The 21,683-nt window shown below is 61.4% G+C and carries 21 protein-coding genes; 5 read left to right on the plus strand and 16 right to left on the minus strand.

The window, feature by feature from the left end:
* Positions 1-1,464 (plus strand): NAD-dependent succinate-semialdehyde dehydrogenase, encoded by a 1,464-nt coding sequence (locus KHQ09_RS00005; RefSeq protein WP_213596008.1) that lies wholly within the window; start codon positions 1-3, stop codon positions 1,462-1,464.
* 8 nt (positions 1,465-1,472) lie between these two features.
* Here KHQ09_RS00005 and KHQ09_RS00010 read toward each other — a convergent pair whose 3' ends face one another.
* Complete coding sequence (locus tag KHQ09_RS00010; protein WP_213596006.1) at positions 1,473-2,225, minus strand: DUF6118 family protein; 753 nt, start codon at positions 2,223-2,225, stop codon at positions 1,473-1,475.
* An 11-nt stretch (positions 2,226-2,236) separates the two neighbouring features.
* Positions 2,237-6,040, minus strand: coding sequence for a Ti-type conjugative transfer relaxase TraA (gene traA / locus KHQ09_RS00015; protein ID WP_213596004.1), 3,804 nt, complete (start codon positions 6,038-6,040; stop codon positions 2,237-2,239).
* A 270-nt stretch (positions 6,041-6,310) separates the two neighbouring features.
* Here traA and KHQ09_RS00020 point away from each other — a divergent pair, with 270 nt between their 5' ends.
* The 3 genes from KHQ09_RS00020 to KHQ09_RS00030 are packed head-to-tail and all read left to right on the plus strand — an operon-like array spanning position 6,311 to position 8,690.
* Positions 6,311-6,616: a mobilization protein gene (locus KHQ09_RS00020; protein ID WP_213596001.1), complete on the plus strand. Its 306-nt coding sequence runs from the start codon at positions 6,311-6,313 to the stop codon at positions 6,614-6,616.
* Positions 6,613-8,289 (plus strand): type IV secretory system conjugative DNA transfer family protein, encoded by a 1,677-nt coding sequence (locus KHQ09_RS00025; protein ID WP_213595992.1) that lies wholly within the window; start codon positions 6,613-6,615, stop codon positions 8,287-8,289. The genes KHQ09_RS00020 and KHQ09_RS00025 overlap by 4 nt, the downstream gene beginning before the upstream one ends.
* An 11-nt stretch (positions 8,290-8,300) precedes the next feature.
* Positions 8,301-8,690, plus strand: a complete 390-nt coding sequence (locus KHQ09_RS00030; RefSeq protein ID WP_213595991.1) for a hypothetical protein — start codon at positions 8,301-8,303, stop codon at positions 8,688-8,690.
* A gap of 123 nt (positions 8,691-8,813) precedes the next feature.
* Here KHQ09_RS00030 and KHQ09_RS00035 read toward each other — a convergent pair whose 3' ends face one another.
* From KHQ09_RS00035 to KHQ09_RS00080, 10 genes are all read right to left on the minus strand, one after another.
* Positions 8,814-9,032 (minus strand): hypothetical protein, encoded by a 219-nt coding sequence (locus KHQ09_RS00035; protein WP_213595989.1) that lies wholly within the window; start codon positions 9,030-9,032, stop codon positions 8,814-8,816.
* Positions 9,032-9,367, minus strand: coding sequence for a helix-turn-helix domain-containing protein (locus KHQ09_RS00040; RefSeq protein ID WP_080921082.1), 336 nt, complete (start codon positions 9,365-9,367; stop codon positions 9,032-9,034). Before KHQ09_RS00040 ends, KHQ09_RS00035 begins: the two co-directional genes overlap by 1 nt.
* Positions 9,348-9,725, minus strand: a complete 378-nt coding sequence (locus KHQ09_RS00045) for a type II toxin-antitoxin system RelE/ParE family toxin (protein WP_213595987.1) — start codon at positions 9,723-9,725, stop codon at positions 9,348-9,350. Before KHQ09_RS00045 ends, KHQ09_RS00040 begins: the two co-directional genes overlap by 20 nt.
* A gap of 87 nt (positions 9,726-9,812) precedes the next feature.
* Entirely contained in the window at positions 9,813-10,133 is a 321-nt protein-coding gene (locus KHQ09_RS00050) for a chromosome partitioning protein ParB (protein ID WP_213596018.1), read from the minus strand.
* Entirely contained in the window at positions 10,130-10,789 is a 660-nt protein-coding gene (locus tag KHQ09_RS00055) for a ParA family protein (protein WP_080921084.1), read from the minus strand. The genes KHQ09_RS00050 and KHQ09_RS00055 overlap by 4 nt, the downstream gene beginning before the upstream one ends.
* Positions 10,790-10,867: 78 nt before the next feature.
* Positions 10,868-11,521, minus strand: coding sequence for a SprT-like domain-containing protein (locus KHQ09_RS00060; protein WP_213596016.1), 654 nt, complete (start codon positions 11,519-11,521; stop codon positions 10,868-10,870).
* Between the two features lie 325 nt (positions 11,522-11,846).
* Positions 11,847-12,773 carry a helix-turn-helix domain-containing protein gene (locus KHQ09_RS00065; protein WP_250131796.1) on the minus strand — a complete coding sequence of 309 codons (927 nt, stop codon included), beginning with the start codon at positions 12,771-12,773 and terminating at the stop codon, positions 11,847-11,849.
* 142 nt (positions 12,774-12,915) lie between these two features.
* On the minus strand, positions 12,916-13,125 hold the full coding sequence (locus tag KHQ09_RS00070; RefSeq protein ID WP_025031070.1) for a ribbon-helix-helix protein, CopG family: 210 nt from the start codon (positions 13,123-13,125) through the stop codon (positions 12,916-12,918).
* Positions 13,126-13,214: 89 nt separating this feature from the next.
* A complete protein-coding gene (locus KHQ09_RS00075) occupies positions 13,215-16,217 on the minus strand; it encodes a Tn3 family transposase (protein WP_109614749.1) in 3,003 nt (1,000 codons plus the stop codon).
* An 8-nt stretch (positions 16,218-16,225) separates the two neighbouring features.
* Complete coding sequence (locus tag KHQ09_RS00080) at positions 16,226-16,834, minus strand: recombinase family protein (RefSeq protein WP_056103234.1); 609 nt, start codon at positions 16,832-16,834, stop codon at positions 16,226-16,228.
* A 150-nt stretch (positions 16,835-16,984) separates the two neighbouring features.
* Here KHQ09_RS00080 and KHQ09_RS00085 point away from each other — a divergent pair, with 150 nt between their 5' ends.
* Positions 16,985-17,377, plus strand: coding sequence for a hypothetical protein (locus KHQ09_RS00085; RefSeq protein ID WP_109614750.1), 393 nt, complete (start codon positions 16,985-16,987; stop codon positions 17,375-17,377).
* Between the two features lie 224 nt (positions 17,378-17,601).
* On the opposite strand, the gene KHQ09_RS00090 is transcribed toward KHQ09_RS00085, so the two are convergent.
* From KHQ09_RS00090 to KHQ09_RS00105, 4 genes are all read right to left on the minus strand, one after another.
* The gene (locus KHQ09_RS00090; protein ID WP_080921075.1) at positions 17,602-18,201 is read right to left on the minus strand and encodes a recombinase family protein; all 600 of its coding nucleotides are present in this window, start codon (positions 18,199-18,201) and stop codon (positions 17,602-17,604) included.
* Between the two features lie 125 nt (positions 18,202-18,326).
* Positions 18,327-19,235: an alpha/beta hydrolase gene (locus KHQ09_RS00095; RefSeq protein WP_213596014.1), complete on the minus strand. Its 909-nt coding sequence runs from the start codon at positions 19,233-19,235 to the stop codon at positions 18,327-18,329.
* 82 nt (positions 19,236-19,317) lie between these two features.
* Entirely contained in the window at positions 19,318-20,673 is a 1,356-nt protein-coding gene (locus KHQ09_RS00100) for an acyl-CoA dehydrogenase family protein (RefSeq protein WP_213596012.1), read from the minus strand.
* A gap of 66 nt (positions 20,674-20,739) precedes the next feature.
* Complete coding sequence (locus tag KHQ09_RS00105; RefSeq protein ID WP_272491704.1) at positions 20,740-21,519, minus strand: IclR family transcriptional regulator; 780 nt, start codon at positions 21,517-21,519, stop codon at positions 20,740-20,742.
* Positions 21,520-21,683: the final 164 nt, after the last annotated feature.

Here is a 21,683-nt window from a genome sequence, read left to right on the forward strand (position 1 = left end):
ATGCCCCCTCTATCTCTGCGCGATCAGTCGCTTCTACGAACCGATTGCTGGCTGTTCGGCGGCTGGAAAGCTGCGGCAGATGGGGAGCGCTTCAGTGTCACCAATCCAGCCGACGGAAGCACGATTGCTCACGTACCCCTGCTGAAAGCGCCTGAGATCGAACAGGCGATCGAAGACGCAGAGAAGGCACAACGGGCATGGGCTTGCCTTCCCGCCCGCGTTAGGGCAGGCAAGCTACGGCGCTGGTTCGATCTGTTGACGTCCAACGCTGACGATCTGGCCATGATCCTGACAGCCGAGCAGGGGAAACCCCTTACCGAGGCGCGTAATGAGATACTTTATGCCGCATCTTTCGTAGAATGGTTCGCAGAGGAGGCGAAGCGAATCTACGGAGAGACGATTCCCGCCCCAGAATCCAGCCAACGTATCACCGTGTTACGCCAACCAATCGGCGTGTGTGCTGCTATTACTCCGTGGAATTTTCCCGCTGCGATGATCACCAGAAAAGTCGCCCCCGCCTTGGCTGCGGGATCTGCCATGATAGTGCGCCCGGCGGATTTAACCCCCTTAACCGCCCTAGCGCTTGCCGTACTCGCCGAACGGGCTGAGATACCTCGAGGTGTATTGCAGATCGTTACCGGTGATGCGATTGGAATTGGGGCTGTTCTCACAGGGAGCGACAAAGTCCGGAAACTGTCGTTCACAGGCTCGACTGAGGTGGGGCGGCTGTTGATGGCGCAATGTGCTCCCACGATCAAGAAGCTCAGTTTGGAACTGGGTGGGAATGCACCGTTCATCGTATTCGACGACGCCGACCTCGACGCTGCTGTCAGCGGGGCGATAGCCTCCAAGTATCGAAATGCGGGGCAAACCTGTGTCTGTACGAACCGCTTTCTCGTTCAGCGTAGTGTGGTAGAAAACTTCTCATCGAAACTCGCCGAGCAGGTTGCGCACTTGAAGGTGGGGCCAGGTACAGACGCTAGCGTCACCATTGGACCGCTGATTGATGAACGTGCCGTCGCCAAGATCGAGGCGCATATCACAGATGCCGTTTCGAAAGGGGCACAAGTTGTGGTCGGCGGGACCAGGCACGAGTTGGGCGGAACCTATTTTTGCCCAACAGTCATCACAGACGCCACATCTCAAATGCGCCTGGCCCGAGAGGAAACTTTCGGTCCCATTGCCCCCATCTTCGTTTTCGATACCGAGGACGAAGCCATTGCCATGGCCAACGACACAGAATTCGGACTTGCCGCCTATTTCTACACCCGAGCCCATGCTCGAACCGTGCGTGTTGCCGAAAGACTAGACTACGGCATGGTTGGGCACAATACAGGCCGTATATCCAACGAGGTAGCTCCATTCGGCGGCGTCAAGCAGTCAGGAATTGGTCGGGAGGGCTCCAGACACGGAATCGAGGAATACCTTGAACTCAAGTATGTATGCAGCGATGTCGGTGTATAGGTCCATCATTATCTTGGCAGCGGAGCTGGCACGGTGATTGTGCATTTCTGGTCTTTTCCAGTCTGCTTGGCCGTCTCTAGGCACGCCGAAATCTCCCTGCCGCTGGCGTTGTAGAACCGGCCGCCCCATTTCATTTTCTCGACTTCCAAGGGGTCAACGGCTCCGATCATGGCATAGCCGGCGCTGACGCGATCAAAGCCCATGACTAGGCTGGCAATATGGCTGTCAGCCGAAAACGGCAGCAGCGCCGGCAGAAACAGCGTCAATATGATGCCGGCCAGGACGCCGGCCGCGCCGACGATCCACAAGAACCGGTTCTGAACATGACGCTGGCGTGCGCCAGCGACGTGCCCGGCAAGATCGCGCGCAACCCTCTGGAAATCCCGGCTCTCGTTTTCGAACTGCTGCGCGGCTGTCCTCACCAGGCTCTCGCCACTGCGCTCGAGCGCAGCCGCATAGTGCTGTGGCCCGTTCTTCAGAATGGGCGACTGTTCGACGTCCTGCAGGCGCTCTCCGACATGGGCGAGCTGCTGCACGAGCTGGGCGAGTTCGGGCTTGTAGTCCTGCACCGGCCCCTGCCGGTCAAATTCCTCAAAAGCGGCTTCCACCCCCTTGCGGATCGTGGTCATTTCCCGCGTAAGGTCGCCGGCGAGACCTTCGACCGTCTGCCGCAGCGCGTCGAAGGCGGCGGCCGGGTCGCCGGCCTCGTCAGCCGATACTTGCCGCGAGAATTCTTCCCTGTCATCGTCCAGTTCCGTCATGATCTCCCTGACTACCTTTCCATGCCGATACCCCGGCTAAGGCGCTGTCCGCGTGTCATTTCCTCTTGCAGCTCGTGGGCGATGCTCTGCCCCTTGCGCAAATGCTCGCCTATCCCGAGTTCCTGACGGCGGTTGCGCAAGATGGAATCCGCCTGCGGGTCGCGTTCGAGGCTCTTGGTGAGGCCATTCATCTGGCTTTCGATCTTGCCCCGCGCCTCGTCGTGCTGCCAGCCGCGTAGCTGCTGGCGCTGCGCTTTCAAATCCTGCCAGCGTTCAACGAACCGCTCGGCTCTGACATTGGGGTCTTGCAGCGCCGCGTTTTCGCGCTTCATCCCTCCGATGACCTGAGCGACACGCTCCCGGCCGGAAAGCTCGGTCATGGCGCGCGCCGTCTCCGGATCGTTTTGCAGCGTCGAGTGCATCAGGTCTTTCATGCCGGGCTGCACCTGGTCGAGCTGCTGCCCGGCCGCGCGCAATTCCTGCTGCTGCATGTCGAGGACCGGCAAGCCCTCGCGCAGGTGCTGATCCGCCGACTGATAGGCCCGCGCATAGCGGTCAACGACCACCTCAAGCGGCGACTGACGCCGCGCCCGCTCGGCCAGCCGGTCTTGCGTCGGCGCCGGCCGCAAGCTCTCTTCCCTTTCTGGCCGCTCGGCCTGTCCCTGGGGAGTCGCGGGACGCGCATTGAGCTTGAGGCCGTCGAACATGCCTCGTCGCTGCCGCTCGGCCTTCTGCTCGATCTGTGGGCCTTTTTCGGCGGTGCGGTCCTGCTGCGGGCGCTCGATCGCCGCGCCGCGCCCGAGTTTCAGGCCCTCGAATGGATTGCGGCGCTGCTGCTGATTAACCTTCTGTTGATCATGCTCGTTAACGAACCGTTCACCATGATCACGAGTGACGGCGAGATCCGTGTGAGAATCTGCACGGAGATCCTCGCCCTTGTTTTTCTCAACCGGGGAATGCAATCTATCCGTGCTCGTAGCCGCACGAGCCTGGTCCCGGCCCTCGTCCCCACCCCCCTCTATGCCCAAAGAGGCCGGGACCCCTCTTTCCGCCAGCGATAGTTTTTCGTGTTCCCGCTCGTGCGGAATCTCGATCTCGCTGCTGACGCCCATGCGCTCCGCGACGCCCCGCCGCTCGGCAAAGTCGCGGGCATAATCGAGCGTCGTTTCCTTCACGCCCGACCGCGACAGGCGGTTTTCAAGCTGGCTATAGGCCAGCTCGCCGGCGTCCCGTACCTTCCACGAATTGCGCTCGGCCATCTGACCGTCCGGAAGGCGAACCGGCTCCGATCCGTGATGCTCAAGCCCGATCTTGTCTCCGACCTCCGCACCGGATTCCTTTACGGCCCGCTCAAGATCGACGCCCCAAACCGTGTGTTTCTGGCCCTTGTCGTTTTGCAGCGTCACGAAATAGCTCTGGCTATTGCCCTGCTGGTGCTCATAGGGCGCTGTCCCATGCTCGACCAGGCGGCCGGCATTGCGGTCGGAAAACTCGTCATGGGCGGCATAGAGCTGCGCCCCGTCGCGATGCCGCGTCATGGCGACATAGGTTAGATGCCGGTCCATCGTCCCCGACGCCAGCACAAAGCTCCGATCGACGGTCGCGCCCTGGTTCTTGTGGATCGTCGTCGCATAGCCGTGGTCGATTGCCTGATAATCGCCCATCGGCACGGAAACGCTGCGCCCCTCCGCACCCTTCGGCCCGTCGAGCGTGGCGATGATCATGGGGCCGGCACCCGGTCGGCCTGGCTCGACATGATCGACCGTCGCGAGCATCCCGTTTTTCACGCCAAGGTCGCGATTGTTTTCGAGGAACACGATGCGGTCGCCTGTCGCAAAGTCGCGCTTGCCATCATTAGTCTGGAAGGTCAGCGCCCGGCCCGGCCCTTCTTGCTCATGATCGACCTGGGAGGCGACGTCGCCCGGCGCAAGGCTGTCATCCGCCTCTCTAACGCGCGCCAGCTCGCCCCGCTCCTGAAGTTCGGAACGGATACCCTCATTGATGGCGCGAACATCGGCCCGGCGATGCGCCATCGCAACCCGTGTGCCGTCCGGACGCTGATCGCGATCGGCAAGATAATCCCGCACAATCTCGCCCCGCGCGTCCTCGCCGCTCTGGCTGAATCGAATATCGCCATGCTCCCGATAGGCCGCCAGGCCCTCGGCCGTCCGGTGCGTGGCAAAGGCAACCGACGCCTCCCGCTGCCAGTCCACGCGCTGCCGGCGAATCTCGGAAAGCTCGGCATGGCCGATCTGCTCAGCAATGGCGCGGAATGGTGCGCCGGCCCCGATCGCCTGTAGCTGCTCATGGTCGCCGACAAGCACGATCTTCGCCCCGCGCGCCTCGGCCTCCGACACAAACCGGGAAAGCTGCCGGCTCCCGATCATGCCCGCCTCGTCGATCACGAACACATCGCCGCGGCCGAGCTGGTTGCGGTCGGCCTGCCAGCCATATTCATAGGACGCCAGCGTCCGGCTCTGGATGCCGGAACTTTCCTCCAAGCCCTCGGCCGCCTTCCCCGACAGGGCCGCGCCATGGACCGTATAACCCTCAGCCTCCCATGCCTCACGCGCCGCCGCCAGCATCGTGCTCTTGCCCGCGCCGGCGAAACCGACAACGGCGGCAATCCGTTCCGGCCCGGTGATATGCCCGATCGCCGCCCACTGCTCGTCCGACAACCGCGCGGAAGTATCGCCGGCGCTGCGCTGAATGGCGGCGTCCTGGCGCTCTATTGCACGATCGACATGCCGGCGATCGACACCATGATTGCGCGCCTGGTGCATCCGCTCGGCCGACGCCACCATGCCGGATTCGAACTTGACCATTTCGCGGGTGGAATACCGCGCAAGCCCAAGATCGGACATTGACTCGCCCGTTGCCGGGTCCGCCCGCTCGGGCTGAAGCTCGACCAGCGCCGGCGAGGCCATGACGGTCGCAAAGGCGTTCCGAAACTCCTGCGGGTCGTCGTTGATATAGCGATGCAGCGCCCGCGCCACGTCGAGCCGGTCGAACACGCTCTTTTCGCCGGTTATGATGGAAAGAACCTGCTCGGGCTTCTCCCGGATCAGCTCGGCATTGCGCCGGGCCGCATCCTCGTCCAGCCGCGCCCGCGACACGTCGAGGCCGCGCCTGTCCATCTGCGTGGCGTGCACCCCCATATGCTCGGTCGGCTCGATCTCAAGCCCGCGCTCCATGTGCGAGCGATGGTCGATCCGGATATCAAGCCCGGCCCGCGCCAGCCGCTCATTGGCGATCCCCTCCCACCTCTGGCGAAGGTCGCGGAGCTGCATATCGGTCGTCGGCAGGTCGTGCGCCAGCAGCCATTTGTTTTCGCGCTCAAGATAGGTCTTGTCGCCTAGCCCGTTCTCCGTCACCTGCCGCGTGGTCATAAGGATATGGGCATGGTGATTGCGAACGTCGCTCGCCTCGTGCGGCGCATGAATGGCGAAGTCCACGGCCGCGCCGTAGCGGTCGGCCAGCTCCTGCGCCATCTCCCGCGCCGCCTCTAGTCGCTGCTCGGCCGAAAGCTCATGCGGCAAGGCAACCTCGAACTCTCGCGCAACGCGAGCGTCCTTCCGCTTCTCGGCAAACTCGGCGACGTTCCACAAGTCCGACCGATCTCGCGCCCAATCGGCGTTCACGCCTTCCGGCAAGACGATCTCGGCATGTTCGACGCCCTGCTTAGTCGTGTAGTCGTGCGTTATCCCGTCGCGCTCGTTGGTCAGCTTCTCCCCGGCACGATAAGCCATTGAGGCGACGGCGCTACGGCCCTTCGCCCGCGAAACTGGCTTCATGCTCAAATGGTAGATCGCCAAGCAACAAGCTCCGATGCTGTTTCAGCCTTCTCCGCCAGCCTCCAAGCTGGCGGCGCACTGAGTTACGCAGTAACTCGTAAGTGCGCCCTTATAACTCAATCGCTTCGCTCATTCGCCGTTCGGTGTGGCGCTTGCGGAACCATGCAGACCAGATAGGAAGCGCCGCTATTTGCACATAGATCGCGTAGATTTTCAACCGATTCAGGCAAACAACTGGCAAAAGCATCATGAACTGATAGTCTTACGGCAACCGGAATGAGGATTTGAGCGATGGCCCGCAAAACGATTGAACAGCGACTGGCCCAACTAGATGCGCAGCGGGCCACCCTCAAGGCTCGGTTGGGAAAGCAGGAACGCGCCAACGACACGCGCCGCAAGGTTCTGCTCGGCGCGCTCGTCCTGCATCGGCTTGAGAATGGCAGGGATGAAGAATTCTCCCGACGCCTGAGCGAATGGCTCAAGCGCGAACTGCCCGGCTTCCTTACACGCAACGGCGACAAGGAACTGTTTGCCGATCTGCTCGGCGCGACGGCAACCGGAGAAACGCAAGGGAGCACCGGGGAGGCTGGATCATGATGCAGGCAAAGCTCGCCTGGGCCGCCTTCAAGAACATGCTGCGCGCCGCCGTCCGTGATCCGCTATGGGGCATTGTCGCCCTGATCGGCCTACCCTTCCGCATCTGGCAAACGCTGCTGAAAGTTCTGTTCATCCTCATTGTCGTGCTCTACGCAGTCGGCTTCGGCGGTCGCTTCTTTCTTGAACAACAGGGCTTCGGCCCCGGCAGCATTCCATTCATCGCGCTCGATCTCATCACGCTGCTGGTGCTGGCCGCTCTCACCTTCCGCTTCATCACCAATCCCTTGATTATCCATTTCGGGGACATGGACGGCGAAACCCACGGCTCGGCCCGCTTCGCCACAAAGAAGGAAGTGGCTCCCCTCACCCGTACCGATACTGGCCTGCTGATTGGCCGCGACGGTCTGTCCAAAAAACTGCTGCGCTATGACGGCCCGGCCCATCTGCTGACCATGGCCCCGACACGCACCGGCAAGGGCGTCGGCACCATCATCCCAAACCTGCTCACCGCCGACCGCTCCGTGATCTGCATCGACCCCAAGGGCGAAAACGCCAGGATCGCCGGTCGCGCCCGTCAGCAATTCGGGCCAGTCCATATCCTCGACCCCTTCGGCGTTACCGGCCAACCCTCGGCCGCCTTCAATCCGCTCGACCAGCTTGACCCGGCCGGCCTCGATGTCGCGGAGGATGCAAGCACCCTGGCCGACGCCCTCGTGTTCGATGAACCCGGCATGGCCGGCGAGGCGCATTGGAATGAGGAAGCCAAGGCGCTGATCGCTGGCATGATCCTCCATATCGCCACTGTGGAGCCGCGCGATCGACGAACGCTCGCCACCCTGCGCGAGAATCTGACATTGGCCCCGGAAATCTTCTCCGCGCTCCTGAAGGAAATGCAGCGCTCGACCGCCGCCGCTGGCCTGGTCGCCCGCGCTGCCAACCGCCACCTAGGCAAATCCGATCGCGAGGCCGCCGGCGTCCTCTCAGCGGCGCAGCGCCATACCCATTTCCTTGACAGTCCCCGCATGACCGCCGTGCTCAGCCGCTCCGATTTCCGCTTTGCCGATCTCAAGCGCCGCAACGCGACCGTGTTCCTCGTCCTGCCGCCCGATCGGCTCTCGACCTATTCGCGCTGGCTGCGCCTGCTCGTCTCCCAAAGCCTCACCGACATGGCCAGAACCACCAGCACGCCGGCCGTGCCACTGGCTACGCCAGTCCTCTATCTGCTGGATGAATTTGCCGCCCTCGGCCACCTGGCCCCGGTCGAACGCGCCATGGGCCTTATGGCCGGCTACGGCGTCCAGCTCTGGCCGATCCTGCAAGACGTTCACCAGCTCCGCGCCACCTACGGCCAGCGCGCCGGAACCTTCCTGTCGAACGCCGGCGTCCTACAGGTCTTCGGCGTCAACGATCACGATAGCGCCCGCCTCGTCTCCGATCTGCTCGGGCAGGAAACCGTAGTGTTCCAGACCATGAGCCGCGCCCTCGATGCCGAAAAGTCGGGGATCTCGTACGGTGAGCAACACACGGCTCGCCCGCTGCTGACCCCGGATGAAGTCCGCAACCTGCCACAAAATCTCGAATTGCTGTTCCTAGCCGGCCAACGCCCAATCATCGCCGGCAAGCTCGCCTATTACGCCGATACCGAGTTCCGGGGGCTGTTCGACCAAGCATGAAGGATGAAACCATGACCGACAGCGATGCGCCCGAATGGCCCGATCCCGCCGACAAGGCCCATGCCGTCGAACAAGCCAAGCGGCTCCGCAACCACGTCAACGAGGGCGGGTTGCGGTTTGAAGCCTATTTGCCGCCGTCGCTGGCCCTGTGGCTGCTCGACCTGATCGAACAGGGCAAATTCCTTGATCCGTCCGAAGCCGTGTTCGTGATCCTGGGCGAGCATAAGGAGCTGGCACCCCATGCCGATCTGCGCCGGGAACTGCTCAAGCGCAGCATACAGGCGGCCGCCGATGATTCCCGGCCAGGTATTTTGGGCGACGAAATGAAAGCGCGGTTGCGCGAGAAGTTCAAAAACCCCCTGCCCGAGCCGGCCAGATGGGAAAACCGGTCCCGGCGCTGACGCACCGGGGCTTTGTCACTGGCGGCCCTCCGGCTCACTACAGCGCGACGTGGGGGCGCGTTCGCCTCCGGGCCGGTCGCGGCTTCCGCCGCTCGGCACGACGCTAGCCCCCGGCCGGCCCGCTTAATTGTCGAGGGCCGTAGGGGCGGCCGGGGGCGGGTTACCTACACGCTTACATGCAAGCATGATTGCGCCGCCCCTGGCCTGCGCCTCGCTGCGCTGTGATTTCTCATAGGATGCCTCATCCATGATCCCGAGGCGACGCTGAGCGCTCGCCATTTCCGCGAAATCGCGGAAATGGCGGCTAGGCTTCTTCTCAAGGGTCTCGGCGCGCTCTGCCATCAAGCTACCGCGAGCGTCATATGCCCGACAGCATCGGCGGCCGGCTTCACTGTAATTTCGATGTCGTAACCAAGCCGGTTCAGACATTCCATCAGCTTCCGTTCCGAGAGGTTTGTGAAGTCGCCCCGTAGGAGCGCCGACACTTTCGGCTGCGGAAGTCCCATGCGCCGCCCGGCTTCCTCTTGTGTAAGGTCGAGCCGACGCACGGCCTTAGTGATCTCGATCATCAGACCGGATTTCATTTTCAGCTTTTCGGCATCGGGTAGGCCGAGATCGGCAAAGACATTGCCGGAACTCGTCGTGACCTCGACCCCATTAACGATGCGGGTTCTCATGTCTCATCTCCTTCGCCACTATCTCCGCCACCTTCAACCGGGCGCGGATAACGTCCATGTCCGCTTTCGGTGTGGCGATGCCGCTCTTGCTCTTCTTCTGAAAGCAATGCAGCACGAAAACAGCTTCCTCGAATTTGACCGTGTACACGGCCCGATATGTCCCGCCAGCGTCGTTCTCGACCAGTTCGAGGACACCAGCGCCGCCAAATCCTTTGAGGACTTTTGCGGCGGCGTGCTGCTCGCCCTGCTGCGCGAAACTAAGCGCAAAACCGAAAAACTTCCGCACATCGGCAGGAAGCTGCATCAGGTCTTTGTAGCTGCTACCGATCCATTCTAGCGGGCGCTCGTCGTCATTCATGCTATTTTATACCTGAACTGATATAATTTGCAACCGGGCCTTCGTGCATAAAAACATGAACTCATGCTTTCATGAAAGTATGCCTGCCTATTCGTCGCCCTCGCGGACAACCGGATAATTGTATTTGGCGAAAAGCAGGTTCAGGGCCTCGCCAACAAGGCGCTCCTTCGGAATCCGCTTGCCCTTCTCGTCCCTGCTGCGAAAGCTGATTTCATCCAGCGTCTCCCAATAAGCGGGCGGCAGGAAATGCGTTCTGCCGAGCTTGTTAGCTCGCGAGGGCGCAACATAGCTCCCGGCCGGCTGTGAGCTTGGCGCGCTCCTTTGCGGCTCTGGCGGGGCCTCCGGCGCGGATGCGGGTTGCTCTGCGGTTTTGATCGCCGTAGCGAGAAGCGAAGGCTTGCGGCTCATGATTTCATCCTTTCATGATTTCCTGTAATCATGCTTGCCTGTTCTGAAAGGAACGTGAACAGGCCGGCGACTTCCTGGGCCGCACGACCATTTGGTTCCAGCTCTTGCGGCGTCTGGCCCAAGGCCGGGGCGTCCTCATAGGTTTTCAGTCGCGACACATGGATGGGGGCGACCTTCACGTTAAAGCTCGCGGCAATCGCGGCGGCATCGTCAACCGCCCTGCCCCCGGCGTTCGGATGCACCAGATTGAGCACAACGAACGTGGGCGGACTGCCGGCTATATCCAGCAGCCGCTTTAGCGGCTCCAAAGTCTCGATCGAAAATATCTGTGCCTGCGACGGGACCAAAACTATATCGGCGTGCTTGGCCGCTTCGGTCGAAGCGCTGTCCATCTTGCCGGGCGTGTCAATGAACACCCAATCCATGCCAAGGCCGCGATAGGCGTCCAGCGAGCGCCGGATAGCGCCGGGCTGGATCGAGGCAACGTCCGGACCGTCGTCCTTGCGCCGGTCGAACCAGTTGACGGCGTTCGTCTGTGGGTCGAGGTCGAGCAGGGCCGATTTCTTCCCGGCCAGGTGCGCCGCGACTGCAAGCGCCGTCGCTATCGTCGTCTTGCCGGTCCCGCCCTTCTGTGTGCAGAACGCCACTGTAATCATGATTGCATCCTTTCATGAAATAAAGCCTACATGCTTTTTCTACTACATGAAAGCATGTTTTCATCTAGGAAGGGTTAACTACTCCGCTTCCTCGGCGGCCGCCATCGGCTCGCTGCACTCGCCACACATCAGGCGGACACCGGGTTTCGCCCAGGCGTTCAACTCACATGACGGGCAGGTGTAACGGGTCTTGCTGGCCGACTTCGCCTTACGCGTCTTCCGGGCGTCGGCGTCGTCCCAAAGCTCGACATAGAGAGCGGTAAAGTCGGGCAGCGCCGCCAGCTCGGCAAAAACGCGGGCATAGCGGCCGCCCTCGACAATGTAGTGACTGCATGACTGCCCGGTTTCCTTGCCGCCTGGCTGGCCGGTATCCGAAGGGTGCAAGCCGATCTCGTGCATTTTCGCCGCCCATTCCTTGTTGTGGTAGCCGGCGCGCGACGGCTTGCCGAAATGGTGCTGCCAAAGGTGCGCCATCTCATGGGCGAGGGTCGAAAGGCTCTGCTCGTCGGTGCGGCTTTTGAAATGCGACGGATTCAGTGCGATTTCGTCGGTGATCTCCGCGCCGTCCTTCGATCCGAACCGGCCGCCCGCGAAATAGCCATAGGCTTTGTTTTTGCGCTGCAACGTCACGAGGCAGGCCGGCAGCTCGCCGCCAAAAAGACGATCGTTGAAAAAATCGACCGCCTGATTCAGCGCGGCATAGGTTTTTGCGGTGGGATTGGCGGGGGACATGGCGGCCTCTTTTGTATCGTACGAAACAACAATCTCACATTCTAGGCTGACATGCAAGCATGATTACATGATTTTATCTTTTACGCCGCCCTTGCCGCCCCCTTTCTTTCGAAAGCCCATGCGACATTGGCCGCAGGTGAGGCGGTTGGTGATTTTGCTCTGAGGGTCCCGGGTCGGACCGCCTATTATGCGGTCCGGAACCGCCGCAGGGCCGCGTGAGCGGCCCGAACAGCGGCGTCCGCTTATGTTTTCACATAGAGAATAGAATTAGAGGGGGATTCAGTCTGGTTATCGGACTCACGTTTCATGAAGGTCTTTGCCATCCTCACAAGGGCCTGCCCAAGCGGGCTATCGCCGGCATCGAGCTGCGTTCGCTCATCGAGGGGCAGAGCGTTCTTGTAGGCGTCGATCGCCTCGCTCCATGCCTGCTGATCCTGTCCATGATCCGCAGGAGGGGGAGGGGCCTTGCCGAACCGGCCAAGGAACTGCCGGGCCTTTTCCGGCAGGGACAGGCGATAGGCGTTGCTCGCCGGGGAGGGGCCTTGCCGAACCGGCCAAGGAACTGCCGGGCCTTTTCCGGCAGGGACAGGCGATAGGCGTTGCTCGCCTGCTGCACCTGGGGGCCGCGCCCCTCGTTCCCGGTCGGCTCGTAGCGCCGCAGCCAGTCGATGAAGCCATGCGCCCGTAGGTTCTTCAACGCCCGCACGATCGTATCGCGTGAGCGGCCCAGGCGGTCCATGATCGTGGTGATTGACGGCTCTAGCCGGCCAGTACGGAAGTCGATGAGATTGACGAACAGCCGCAGCACGTCGAGCGCGATCGACCCTAACGGGCCGCTGCGCTCGCCCTTCTTCTCGCGCAAACCGGCCTCGTTGTAGATTTCGGCCGCCCTCAAGATCGCCTGCACGTCCTTGCGCGTCGTCGCCTGCCAGATACGGCCCTCCGATCGCCCCTTGAAATAGCTGCGCCGACGAACCGGCGTCGGGCAGCGTGCGGCCGGGGGAGGCAGGACCAGGCCAAGCGCGGCTTGTCCCGATCCGCGCCATGCGGCCCGGCGCTCCTGGGCGAGCGCGGAGAGCTGGCCGGCGTCTTCCTCGGAGAGCTGGCCGGCGCTGTAGCGCGTCCAGACCTCCCGCATGATTTCATCAAGCGCGTTCGCACGCGCGCAGCCAATCGCGGCCGCAATTTGCGTCCTCAACATCTGTCCTTCGTCCTTCCATTCGGAGGACATGACGACGCGGACGGCGGACAAAGATTCCCCGTTCCCGGCGAGACTCACTCTTGCCGGGTGGTTCACTCTCGACTATGTTAGGGGCTGTTCAGGCGGTCCTAACAAAGCCGTTTCCGAAATCCGAAAACCCCTTGCCGCTGCTAACGGCTAGGGGTTTTTCATTTCATGTCCTCGGTGCGTTCTCGATATAGAACCTCAAAGCTTCTTCGATGATCGGGGCGCGTGATGACACGCCCTTCGCTTCCTTGATCTGGTCAAGTCGTGCGACCAGATCGGCGGGAAGATCGGTGTTCACATAGATACGGCCGGCCGCCTTTAACCGCTCCCGATGGGCGGCTACCTTCTCTTTGACAGGTATAGCGGTTCGACTCATGGTTACATGAAACCGCGATTCTTCCGATTCTACAACCCCTTGAATCGGGCTCTGAGTAGCAACGGAACAGAAAACACACATAAGCTTGCCTACAGGTCGTCGATTCCTGCGGTTCGGGGATCGCGCAGCGGCCTGAGTTCGCCACGCGCGATGATTTCCGGCAGTGTGAAGGCGTAACGGCCGAGCATGTTGATGTGGCCGAAGCTCAACGGGGAAAGGTGGGCGACGTCCTCGGACTTCACCTCGTATCCTTCGGCGCGCAGCTGATTGAGAGCGGCGTCCATATAGATCGTGTTCCACAGGACGACGACGTTGACCACCAGGCCGAGCGAGCCGAGCTGGTCCTCCTGACCGTCGCGATAGCGCTGGCGCAGTTCGCCACGCTTGCCGTGGAAGATCACGCGCGCCAGCCTGTGGCGATTTTCGCCGCGGTTGAGCTGTATGAGGATGCGCCGGCGATAGCTCTCGTCATCGATGAACCGCAGCAGGTAGAGCGTCTTGATCAGGCGTCCCAGCTCCTGGAGCGCACGGGCCAGTTTCATCGGGCGATCGTTGGTCTGGAGGGTGCGGGTGAGCCCGGCGGCCCGCACGACGCCGAGTTTCAGCGACCCGGCGAGGCGCAGGAGGTCGTCCCAGTGGTCGGCGATGAGGCGCACGTTGATCCGGTTCGCCGCAAGCCCGTCGAGCAGGCCGTAATCAGCTTTCCTGTCCACCCGCCAGAACCGGGAGCCGCCGATGTCGGCGATGCGAGGACTGAACTGGTAGCCGAGGAGATGGAAGATTCCGAAGATCGTGTCGGTGTAGCCTGCGGTGTCGGTCATGATCTCGGTTGGAGAAAGCTCGGTTTCCTGCTCCAGGACGAGGGCCAGGAGATAAAGGCTGTCGCGCAACGTTCCGGGAATGGTGATCGCGTTGAGGCCGGTGTACTGGTCGGACGCCAGATTGTACCAGGTGACGCCGCGCTCGTGTCCGAAGTAGTGAGGATTGGGGCCGGAATGAATGGTGCGCACCGGCACGACAAAGCGCAAGCCGTCGGCCGAGGCAACTTCGCCGCCGCCCCAGGATCGGGCGAGTGGGACCGCGTTCTGCGCCGCCACCAGTGCTGCGTTGGCGGCGGTCAGCGTCTCGGCGCGCAGAAAGTTCTGTTTCACCCAGCTCAGCCGCGATCGGCGAAGCGCCGGGCTGTCCCGCCGGACAAGCGGCTCGAAGCCAGTATTGCAGGCTTCGGCCAGGAGAACCGCGCTGACGCTCGTCGCGATGTCCTCGGCGCGTGAACCACCTTCGCTCGCGTGGGTAAAATGCTCGGCAAATCCAGTCCGCGCCTGTATTTCGAGGATAAGTTCAGGCAGATCGACATGCGGGAGTCGGGTCTCGATTTCGGTGCGAAGCGCCACGAGGCTCGGCGGCTCCTCGATCTTGTCGAGCTGCGCGACCGACAGATCGACGCCGCCGGCCGTCGTCTCGAACGACAGCGCCGGGTTGGCGGGCGCGCGATCGGCGGTTTCCCGATAGGCGAGATCAAGGCGTGTCGAAAGCCGGGTCAGTTCCTCGTCGGCCGACGCCGAGACCCCGACCGTGCGACAAACGGCCGGGCGAGCCGCTTCCCAGGCCGCGCCGGACAGAAGACCCTTGCGTGGATCGGCGTAGCGCAGCGACCGGGACGCAAAGACATCCCGCCGGCGGATCGTGCGCCGGAGCTGATCAAGTACGCACAGCCGATAGCCGAACAGGTCAATCTTGCCGTCGGCCGCTTTCAACTGGCCAATCCACTCCTTCGGTGCGAAGGCGGCGGGTGCGGGTCCAGACCGTTTGACGCCATCTTGAAGGGCACGCACGTGTTCAACGGCATCCAGGAGCGACCTGCCCGCCGGAGCCGCGTCGAGGTCGAGCCCACGCAGCAGCGCCGGCGCGAAGCGAAACTGCCCCCGGTGTTTCCTGAGTTCGGCGAAATAGACGTCGTCGGGCGGCTCGGCGAGTGCACCCACCCGGTCATAGGCGGTTTTCAGGAGATCGCGCCCCACGGTCTCGAAGATGACGGCACGAACCTCGGCGTCCGGTGTCGCCTCGTCGAACAAAACGGCGGCGGCATCGCGCAGCTTCAGCGCAGCGGCATCGAGGTCGCGAAGCGAGCGCAGACGCGCCTCCCTTGAGGCCGCCTGCGCATTGGAAAAGATCGTCGTGGTGACGACGTCGAACAGATCGATGACGTCGTCGCTGGCGCTGGCCTCGAGTGTGCGGATGAACGCCAGAAGCGTTGCGGTCCGCCGATCGTCCGGAAGTCGGGCGACCGCCTGTGCCTTGGCAGCGGACGCGAAGCGGGCGAGCGCATTGATGCGACCAGGCGGCAGCCTGTCGATTTCCGGCAACCCTTCCGTGATGACGCGGATTTCGTCGAGACGCGCCAGCGCCCGGCTGATCTCTGGGCCGCTCTGGATATAAGGACCGTCCCGAAGGCGATCGAGGGGGCTCTGGCGGACACCTTCCGGCACCACGACGAGAGCGTCGAGCCGCTCGCGCTGTTCGGGCGTCACCTTGTCGACGAGGCGGCGGAACAGACGGGCATTGGCGCGCGCGCGAACGCGGGAGACCGTCCGCTCGAGCACCGACAGTCCCGGCAGCAAAACCTTGTTGGCGAGCAGAAAGGAAACAGCTCTATCGAACAGCGCCGAGGGCCGGTCGGTGCCGGTCCAGCAAAGGGCGTAGAGAAAGCGGCTCAGCCGGAACGACACGCCGGGATCGGTGACGGAGCGATAGCCATAGCGTGCCCGGATGCGCGGGATATGTCGCCAGCGCGCCCGGTCGTTCGCATAGGCGAAAATCGCGCCCGGATCATTGAGGCCGAGTTGCTCTGCCGCGTACCCCACGGCGGACGCCGGAGCTGTCGCAAGGTCCTCGAGAAACACCCCGAGCAGGCGAACCGATCCGAGCTGGACGGCGACGCCCAGGCGGTTGCGATCGCCGCGATGCTCGGCGACAAACGCGCGATCGGCGTCATCGAGATAGAAGTACCTGACCAACTGATCGGAGGTCGGCTCGTCCGCGAAACGACCGTAGCGCCGGACCTGGTCCTCGGTGAGGAAGCTGACCGGCACGGGCTCTCCTATTTCGCGGCGACCGAACGCTTCTTGAGAAGATCAGCGGCACGCGGGCGCGGTTGGCCCTTGCTGTCGACATAGGCATAGAGCGTCGACAGCGAGACGCCGAGCTGGGTGGCGACATCACGGGCGCTGTTTTCCCGGTCCGCCATCATCGCCATCGCGGTCTTAAGCTTCGGACGGGTCATCATCCGCGGCCGTCCGCCGGCGCGACCCCGGGCTCGCGCGGCGGCCAGACCTGCCATCGTGCGCTCATGGATGAGATCGCGCTCGAACTCGGCGAGCGTGGCGAAAATGCCAAAGACAAGTCGCCCCGTCGCCGTGGTCGTGTCGACGTCACCGGTCAGCACCTTCAGCCCGATCCCCTGCTTCTGAAGCTCGCCGACAAGCCCGACGACATGCGGCAGGGATCGTCCGATCCGGTCGAGTTTCCAGATGACAAGCGTGTCGCCCTCGCGAGCGGTGTCGAGTGCCTGGGCAAGGCCGGGCCGCTCGGTGGCGCGGCCCGAACAGACATCCTCGTAGATCTTCCGACAGCCAGCCTTTTCGAGCGCATCGCGTTGAAGGTCGAGGCTCTGCTCGGCCGTCGACACCCGCATATATCCGATCAGCATGGTGATGTTCGCCCCCTTCGTCTATCAACGTAGCGGGGGCCAGGTTTTCTGGCTATAGGTTTATCCAAGGCTTTATATGAAATCGGCAGATCGTCGCGCCAGATTCGCCGGCGTGTTGTTCCGAGGTGCAGAAAACCGGGGTTTGTTGCGATGCCCGACACAGACCACCGCCCGAATGTTCCGGACCTGCCGCCGGAAGACAAGATGGGCTTTGCCGTGCCGAAGACGCCGGCCCACTCGCTCATGCTCCTGAACCGCTACATGCGGACCGACATGCTGCAGCACATCCATGTGCGTCTTCACAAGATGAGGGATGAAAACGAGCCCGGTTCCCCTTTGCATCATATGGCGAAAAGCCTCGAACAGGTCATCGGCACCTGGGACGGCATCAACCTGGTCGAATGCTTTACCCGCAACCACCTCCATATCGATCCGGATTACGAATTCCGGCCGGAGCAGGATTACCTCCACGACATCAGGCTGATGAAGCATCACCTCAAATGCCACAGGTCAACGATCAAGGAGCTGGATCGCTGGCGCTAACGCCGTGCCGGAATGTCGGAAAGCCCACCTCGGCCGCTTAAGTGAGTTTTCTGTTCCGTTGCTACTCAATGCCCGAATCCAAACCGCTGAAATCGTGGGGTTTCCATTGTGGTAGCCGGCGCTACCGGATCATGATCTTGGCGCGACTCAGATAATCGACGGGCCGGGGCGGGCGCTTTCAAGAGCTTGCTTGATTGTTTCGTGCGACGCAAAATCAGCGTCGGTCAGCTTTCCGATGCCGCGCCATCTAACGCCCGGTAGAGCGTGGCGCGATGCACACCAAAGAGCCGGGCGATTTCGGCAACCGGCTTCTTGTCCTCATGGATGAGCTGGCGGGCGTGCGCGATCTGCTCGGCCGAGAGGGCAGGGGAAGGACCGAACCGCACACCTCGGGCCTTCGCCGCGATCCGGCCGGCGCTCGTGCGCTCCACGATCAAGGAACGCTCGAAATCCGCGATGCCGGCGAACACGGTCAACACCATGCGCCCGGCCGGCGTCGTGGTGTCGGCCCACGGCTCGGCCAAGGAGCGTAGGCCAGCGCCGGCCTCCTTGATCCGCTCCGCGATCGCCAGAAGGTCGCCGGTCGATCGGGCGAGGCGGTCTAGCCTGGTGATCGTCACCACGTCGCCGGCGCGCAAATGATCGAGCATCCGGGCCAGCTCAGGCCGGTCCCGCTTCGTCCCGGAAGCCTTTTCCTCAAAGATGCGAACGCAGCCAGCCGCGCCCAGGGCGGCCCGCTGCTGGCCGAGGTCCTGGCCGCGCGTCGAAACGCGGGCATAGCCGATGAACACTCGGCCGGCGTCGGAAGCTGGTCGGTCGGTCATGGCTCCCTCCTGTCGCAAATCATGTCGCAAGCTTTCTACCACTTGCGACAATGACATGCGACACAAAAAACCCCGATTTTCCGGGGGCGGCCGATCTGTTGCAGGTTTTAGAATTCTTGCGACGTTTAGAGGCCAAGCTTGGGTTTGACCCATGCGGCCTGATCGGCAATTGCCTTGTCCGCCTCTGGCGCGGTGCCAGCCAAGAAATGAAATACATGCTGCATTTCAGGATAGATGTCGAACTTGACCTCACCACCGGCCTGACGGACCTTCTCCACGAAGCGGCGGCTATCGTCCAGCAAGGTTTCATCGCCCCCCACCTGCACGTAGAAAGGAGGTAGACTCGAAAGATCAGCGTAGAGCGGCGTTGCCAGAGGATCCTTGCGATTGCCGCCTTCTCCGAGGAAGCCTGCTGACATATGCTCGATGACAGCGCGCTTGACAAAATGATCTTTTGCTTCGTTCGTCGTCACCGTGCTCCCGGTGATTTCCATGTCGGTCCAAGGAGAAATCGGCATGGAGGCGACCGGTAGCGGCAGGCCACGATCGCGTGCGCAAAGCACCGTCGTGATGGCGAGCGCGCCGCCGGCGCTGTCACCGGTGAAGGCGATATGCTCGGGCTTGATCCCCTGCTTAAGCAGCCACTCATATGCATCGGTGCAATCGTTCACCGGAATGGGATGCAAATGCTCAGGCGACCGACGATAGTCCACGATCAGGGCGGGGCAACCTACTGCCTTCGCGATATGGGCGAACATCTTGCGATGCGAATAGCGCGACCCTACCAGATAGCCACCGCCGTGAGCGCAGAGCAAGGCACGGCTTTCATTTCCATCCTTTGGCTTTGCCCAGAGGCAAGGCACACCGTTCGCGACAACCTCTATATAGTCGACGTCGCCCGGCTCGGCAGTGACATCACCCCAGTGCTCGAACATGCGACGGGTTTCTTCCATCGTCATGTCTGGCCGCTCTGCCATCGTTGCCACCCAGGTCTTGTACATTTCGCCAAGAACGGCGCTTTCCTTACTTGCCATAGTTATTCCTCCATGAATGTTCGAGTTCTTCTTCAGCGGAACGGGTTGCCTTGCCTGTGCCGACCTATACTTTCTAGAAAAATTAGTTGTCTCCGGCCCATTTGAATGGGCCGAACAAGCCTTGTGCCATATCCATGCGGTCGCGCTCCGCGCCCCCCAGCCACATCTGCACGATCTTGTAATCGCGCATATACTTTTCGATATGGCTCTCATAGGCATAGCCTGCGGAACCCATGAGTTGCATGGCTCTGTTAGTGACCATCATGGCCGTATCGCCCGCCAGCGAACGTGCAGCGGAGAATTTGGCCTTCATCTGGGCTTCCCACGGCGAACCGTACATTTCCGGACGAGTGACTTGAGCGGTGATCGACAGATAATACTGCCGGGAAACCTCAATGCTCCGCCACATCTCCGCCAACGTTGCCGCAAACAGAGATCGTTCACGCATCGGTTTGCCCGCAATGATACGATTTTGCGTCCAGTCCATGCAAGTCTCAAGGACTGCTTCCGAAAGGCCCGTCAGACGCGCGGCCCCAGCAAGGCGGCCCAACCCAATCACATAACCCTTGATAAGCTTGGAACCTTGACCGGGCTCCGTGTCGATCCGGTAACGTTTGGGGATACGCACATCGTTGAACCAGATGTCTGTATTGGCCTCGGCATAACAGAAGCCCATCTTCTCGTAGGGTTGCGAGAATTCTAGCCCGGACGCATCCGCCGGGACGTAGAATATTCCCGCGTTCTCTTCTCCTCCGGCCGGATCGGTGACGGCGACAACCCAATAGCCAAGATGACCTTTTAAGTGCTCAGACTGGAAGTTCTCCGCAGGCCCTGAAGGGCCAGGCCACAGTTTGTGTCCCTTGATCACGTAGTGATCCCCATCCTCGCGCGCGACGGTATTCAGGGTCTTATAAGCAAGAGCCGGATCTTCAACATTAGCCCCACCGGCAGGCTCAGTGATTGCAAAGCACGCTGTCCACGCTTCCTCCCCGGCGATCTTGGGGGCAAACTCTTCCAAAAGATCGTCGCGCCCCGCAGCAACCATCACCGAGATCGCCCAGTGCAGCTTTCCTACCTTCGTCGCCAGACCGATATCTGCACGAGACAGTTCCTCATTTATCATTTGGCGCACGACCGGCGAAAATCCTGGACCGCCGTACTTAACAGGCAAAATGGCTTTCGTGACACCGAAGTCGACGAGCTTGGCGTAGAGTCTATGAATCGTTTCCTTCGCAAGCTTGCCGTCACGGTGCCAGCCTCCCTCGATATCATGCCGATAGGGCATTAGCTCGGTATTGACGAACTCCCGAAAATGTTCCGCGATGCCGATCTCTTCTTCCGAGCAGAATGCAAGATTGTATTTCTGGCGCGGTTCGAGAAGCTTGTAGCCCCCGCGACCATCAGCTCCCGGATTGTGCATCCGTTCCAGTATGTCCATTTCTTATTCCTCCGTTGACGCCAACGTGAGTGCAGCTATCTCTCGACAGAGTCTCACTTTGATTCTCTAGTATTTCGCAGCGCCCATTCTTCGAGACATCAGGCAGGCCACCTCCCGAACCGAAGCCGCGACATCATTCAGTTGCTCCGTGGTTAGTGCATCTGACAGAAGGCTAACCGCAATCGACGCGATGGGGTGATCGTTAGCGTTGAGAATGGGGGCTCCCACGCAGATCATGCCGTCCGCCACTTCCTGATTGTCGATCGAAAAACCTTGCACGCGTACGCGTTGCAGCTGGGAAAACAGAGACGGCAAGTCCTGAACGCTTCGACTGGTCATCGGAGACGGCAGCCCATCCCGGAAAAGGGCATGTATTTCAGCTTCGCTGAAAAAGCTTAGGAAGCATTTTCCGGTCGCCGTGAAGGGAGCTGGCAACCGCATGCCTATCCGGAAATTGAAACCTGCAATCGCTCCGGAGTTTCGAGCGGCGACATAGACCACCTCTCCTGCTTCCATCACGGAAAGAGTGACGGTAGCACCTGGCAGGAAGCTCTCACGGTCCCATATCTCGGCAAACTCTTTCACCACATTGGTCTCGCGCGTGAACGAATTCGCCCAGCGCATAACATGGGGGCCAATCTGGAAAGTCTGATCGGAATTGCGGCGAAGCAGCCCCAGCGCGGTCAGTGTGTTGCAAAGTCCGTGCGCACTGCTTTTGGGTAGGTCGAGTTCTCTAGCGATATCCGTCAGTGTCGGGCGCTCAGCGGCATTGGCGACGAAGTCCAAAAGGCGACTCCCGCGCTCCAAAGCCGGAACTAGCTTTTTTTCCTGAACCTCAATCAACACTTTCTCCAACAACTGACATTGGCATCTGAATGCCAACTGTCGCGTTCACCGTATGCGTCCTCGGGGGTTTCGTCAATCGGATGATAATCAACAAGTTGAAATTACCTCATAATGATGTATGGTATTCAACATACAAACTCTAGTTCAATATATGGAACTTCTAA

Origin of the sequence: Pseudochrobactrum algeriensis, assembly GCF_018436245.1 — a bacterium.
Lineage (GTDB): Bacteria > Pseudomonadota > Alphaproteobacteria > Rhizobiales > Rhizobiaceae > Pseudochrobactrum > Pseudochrobactrum saccharolyticum.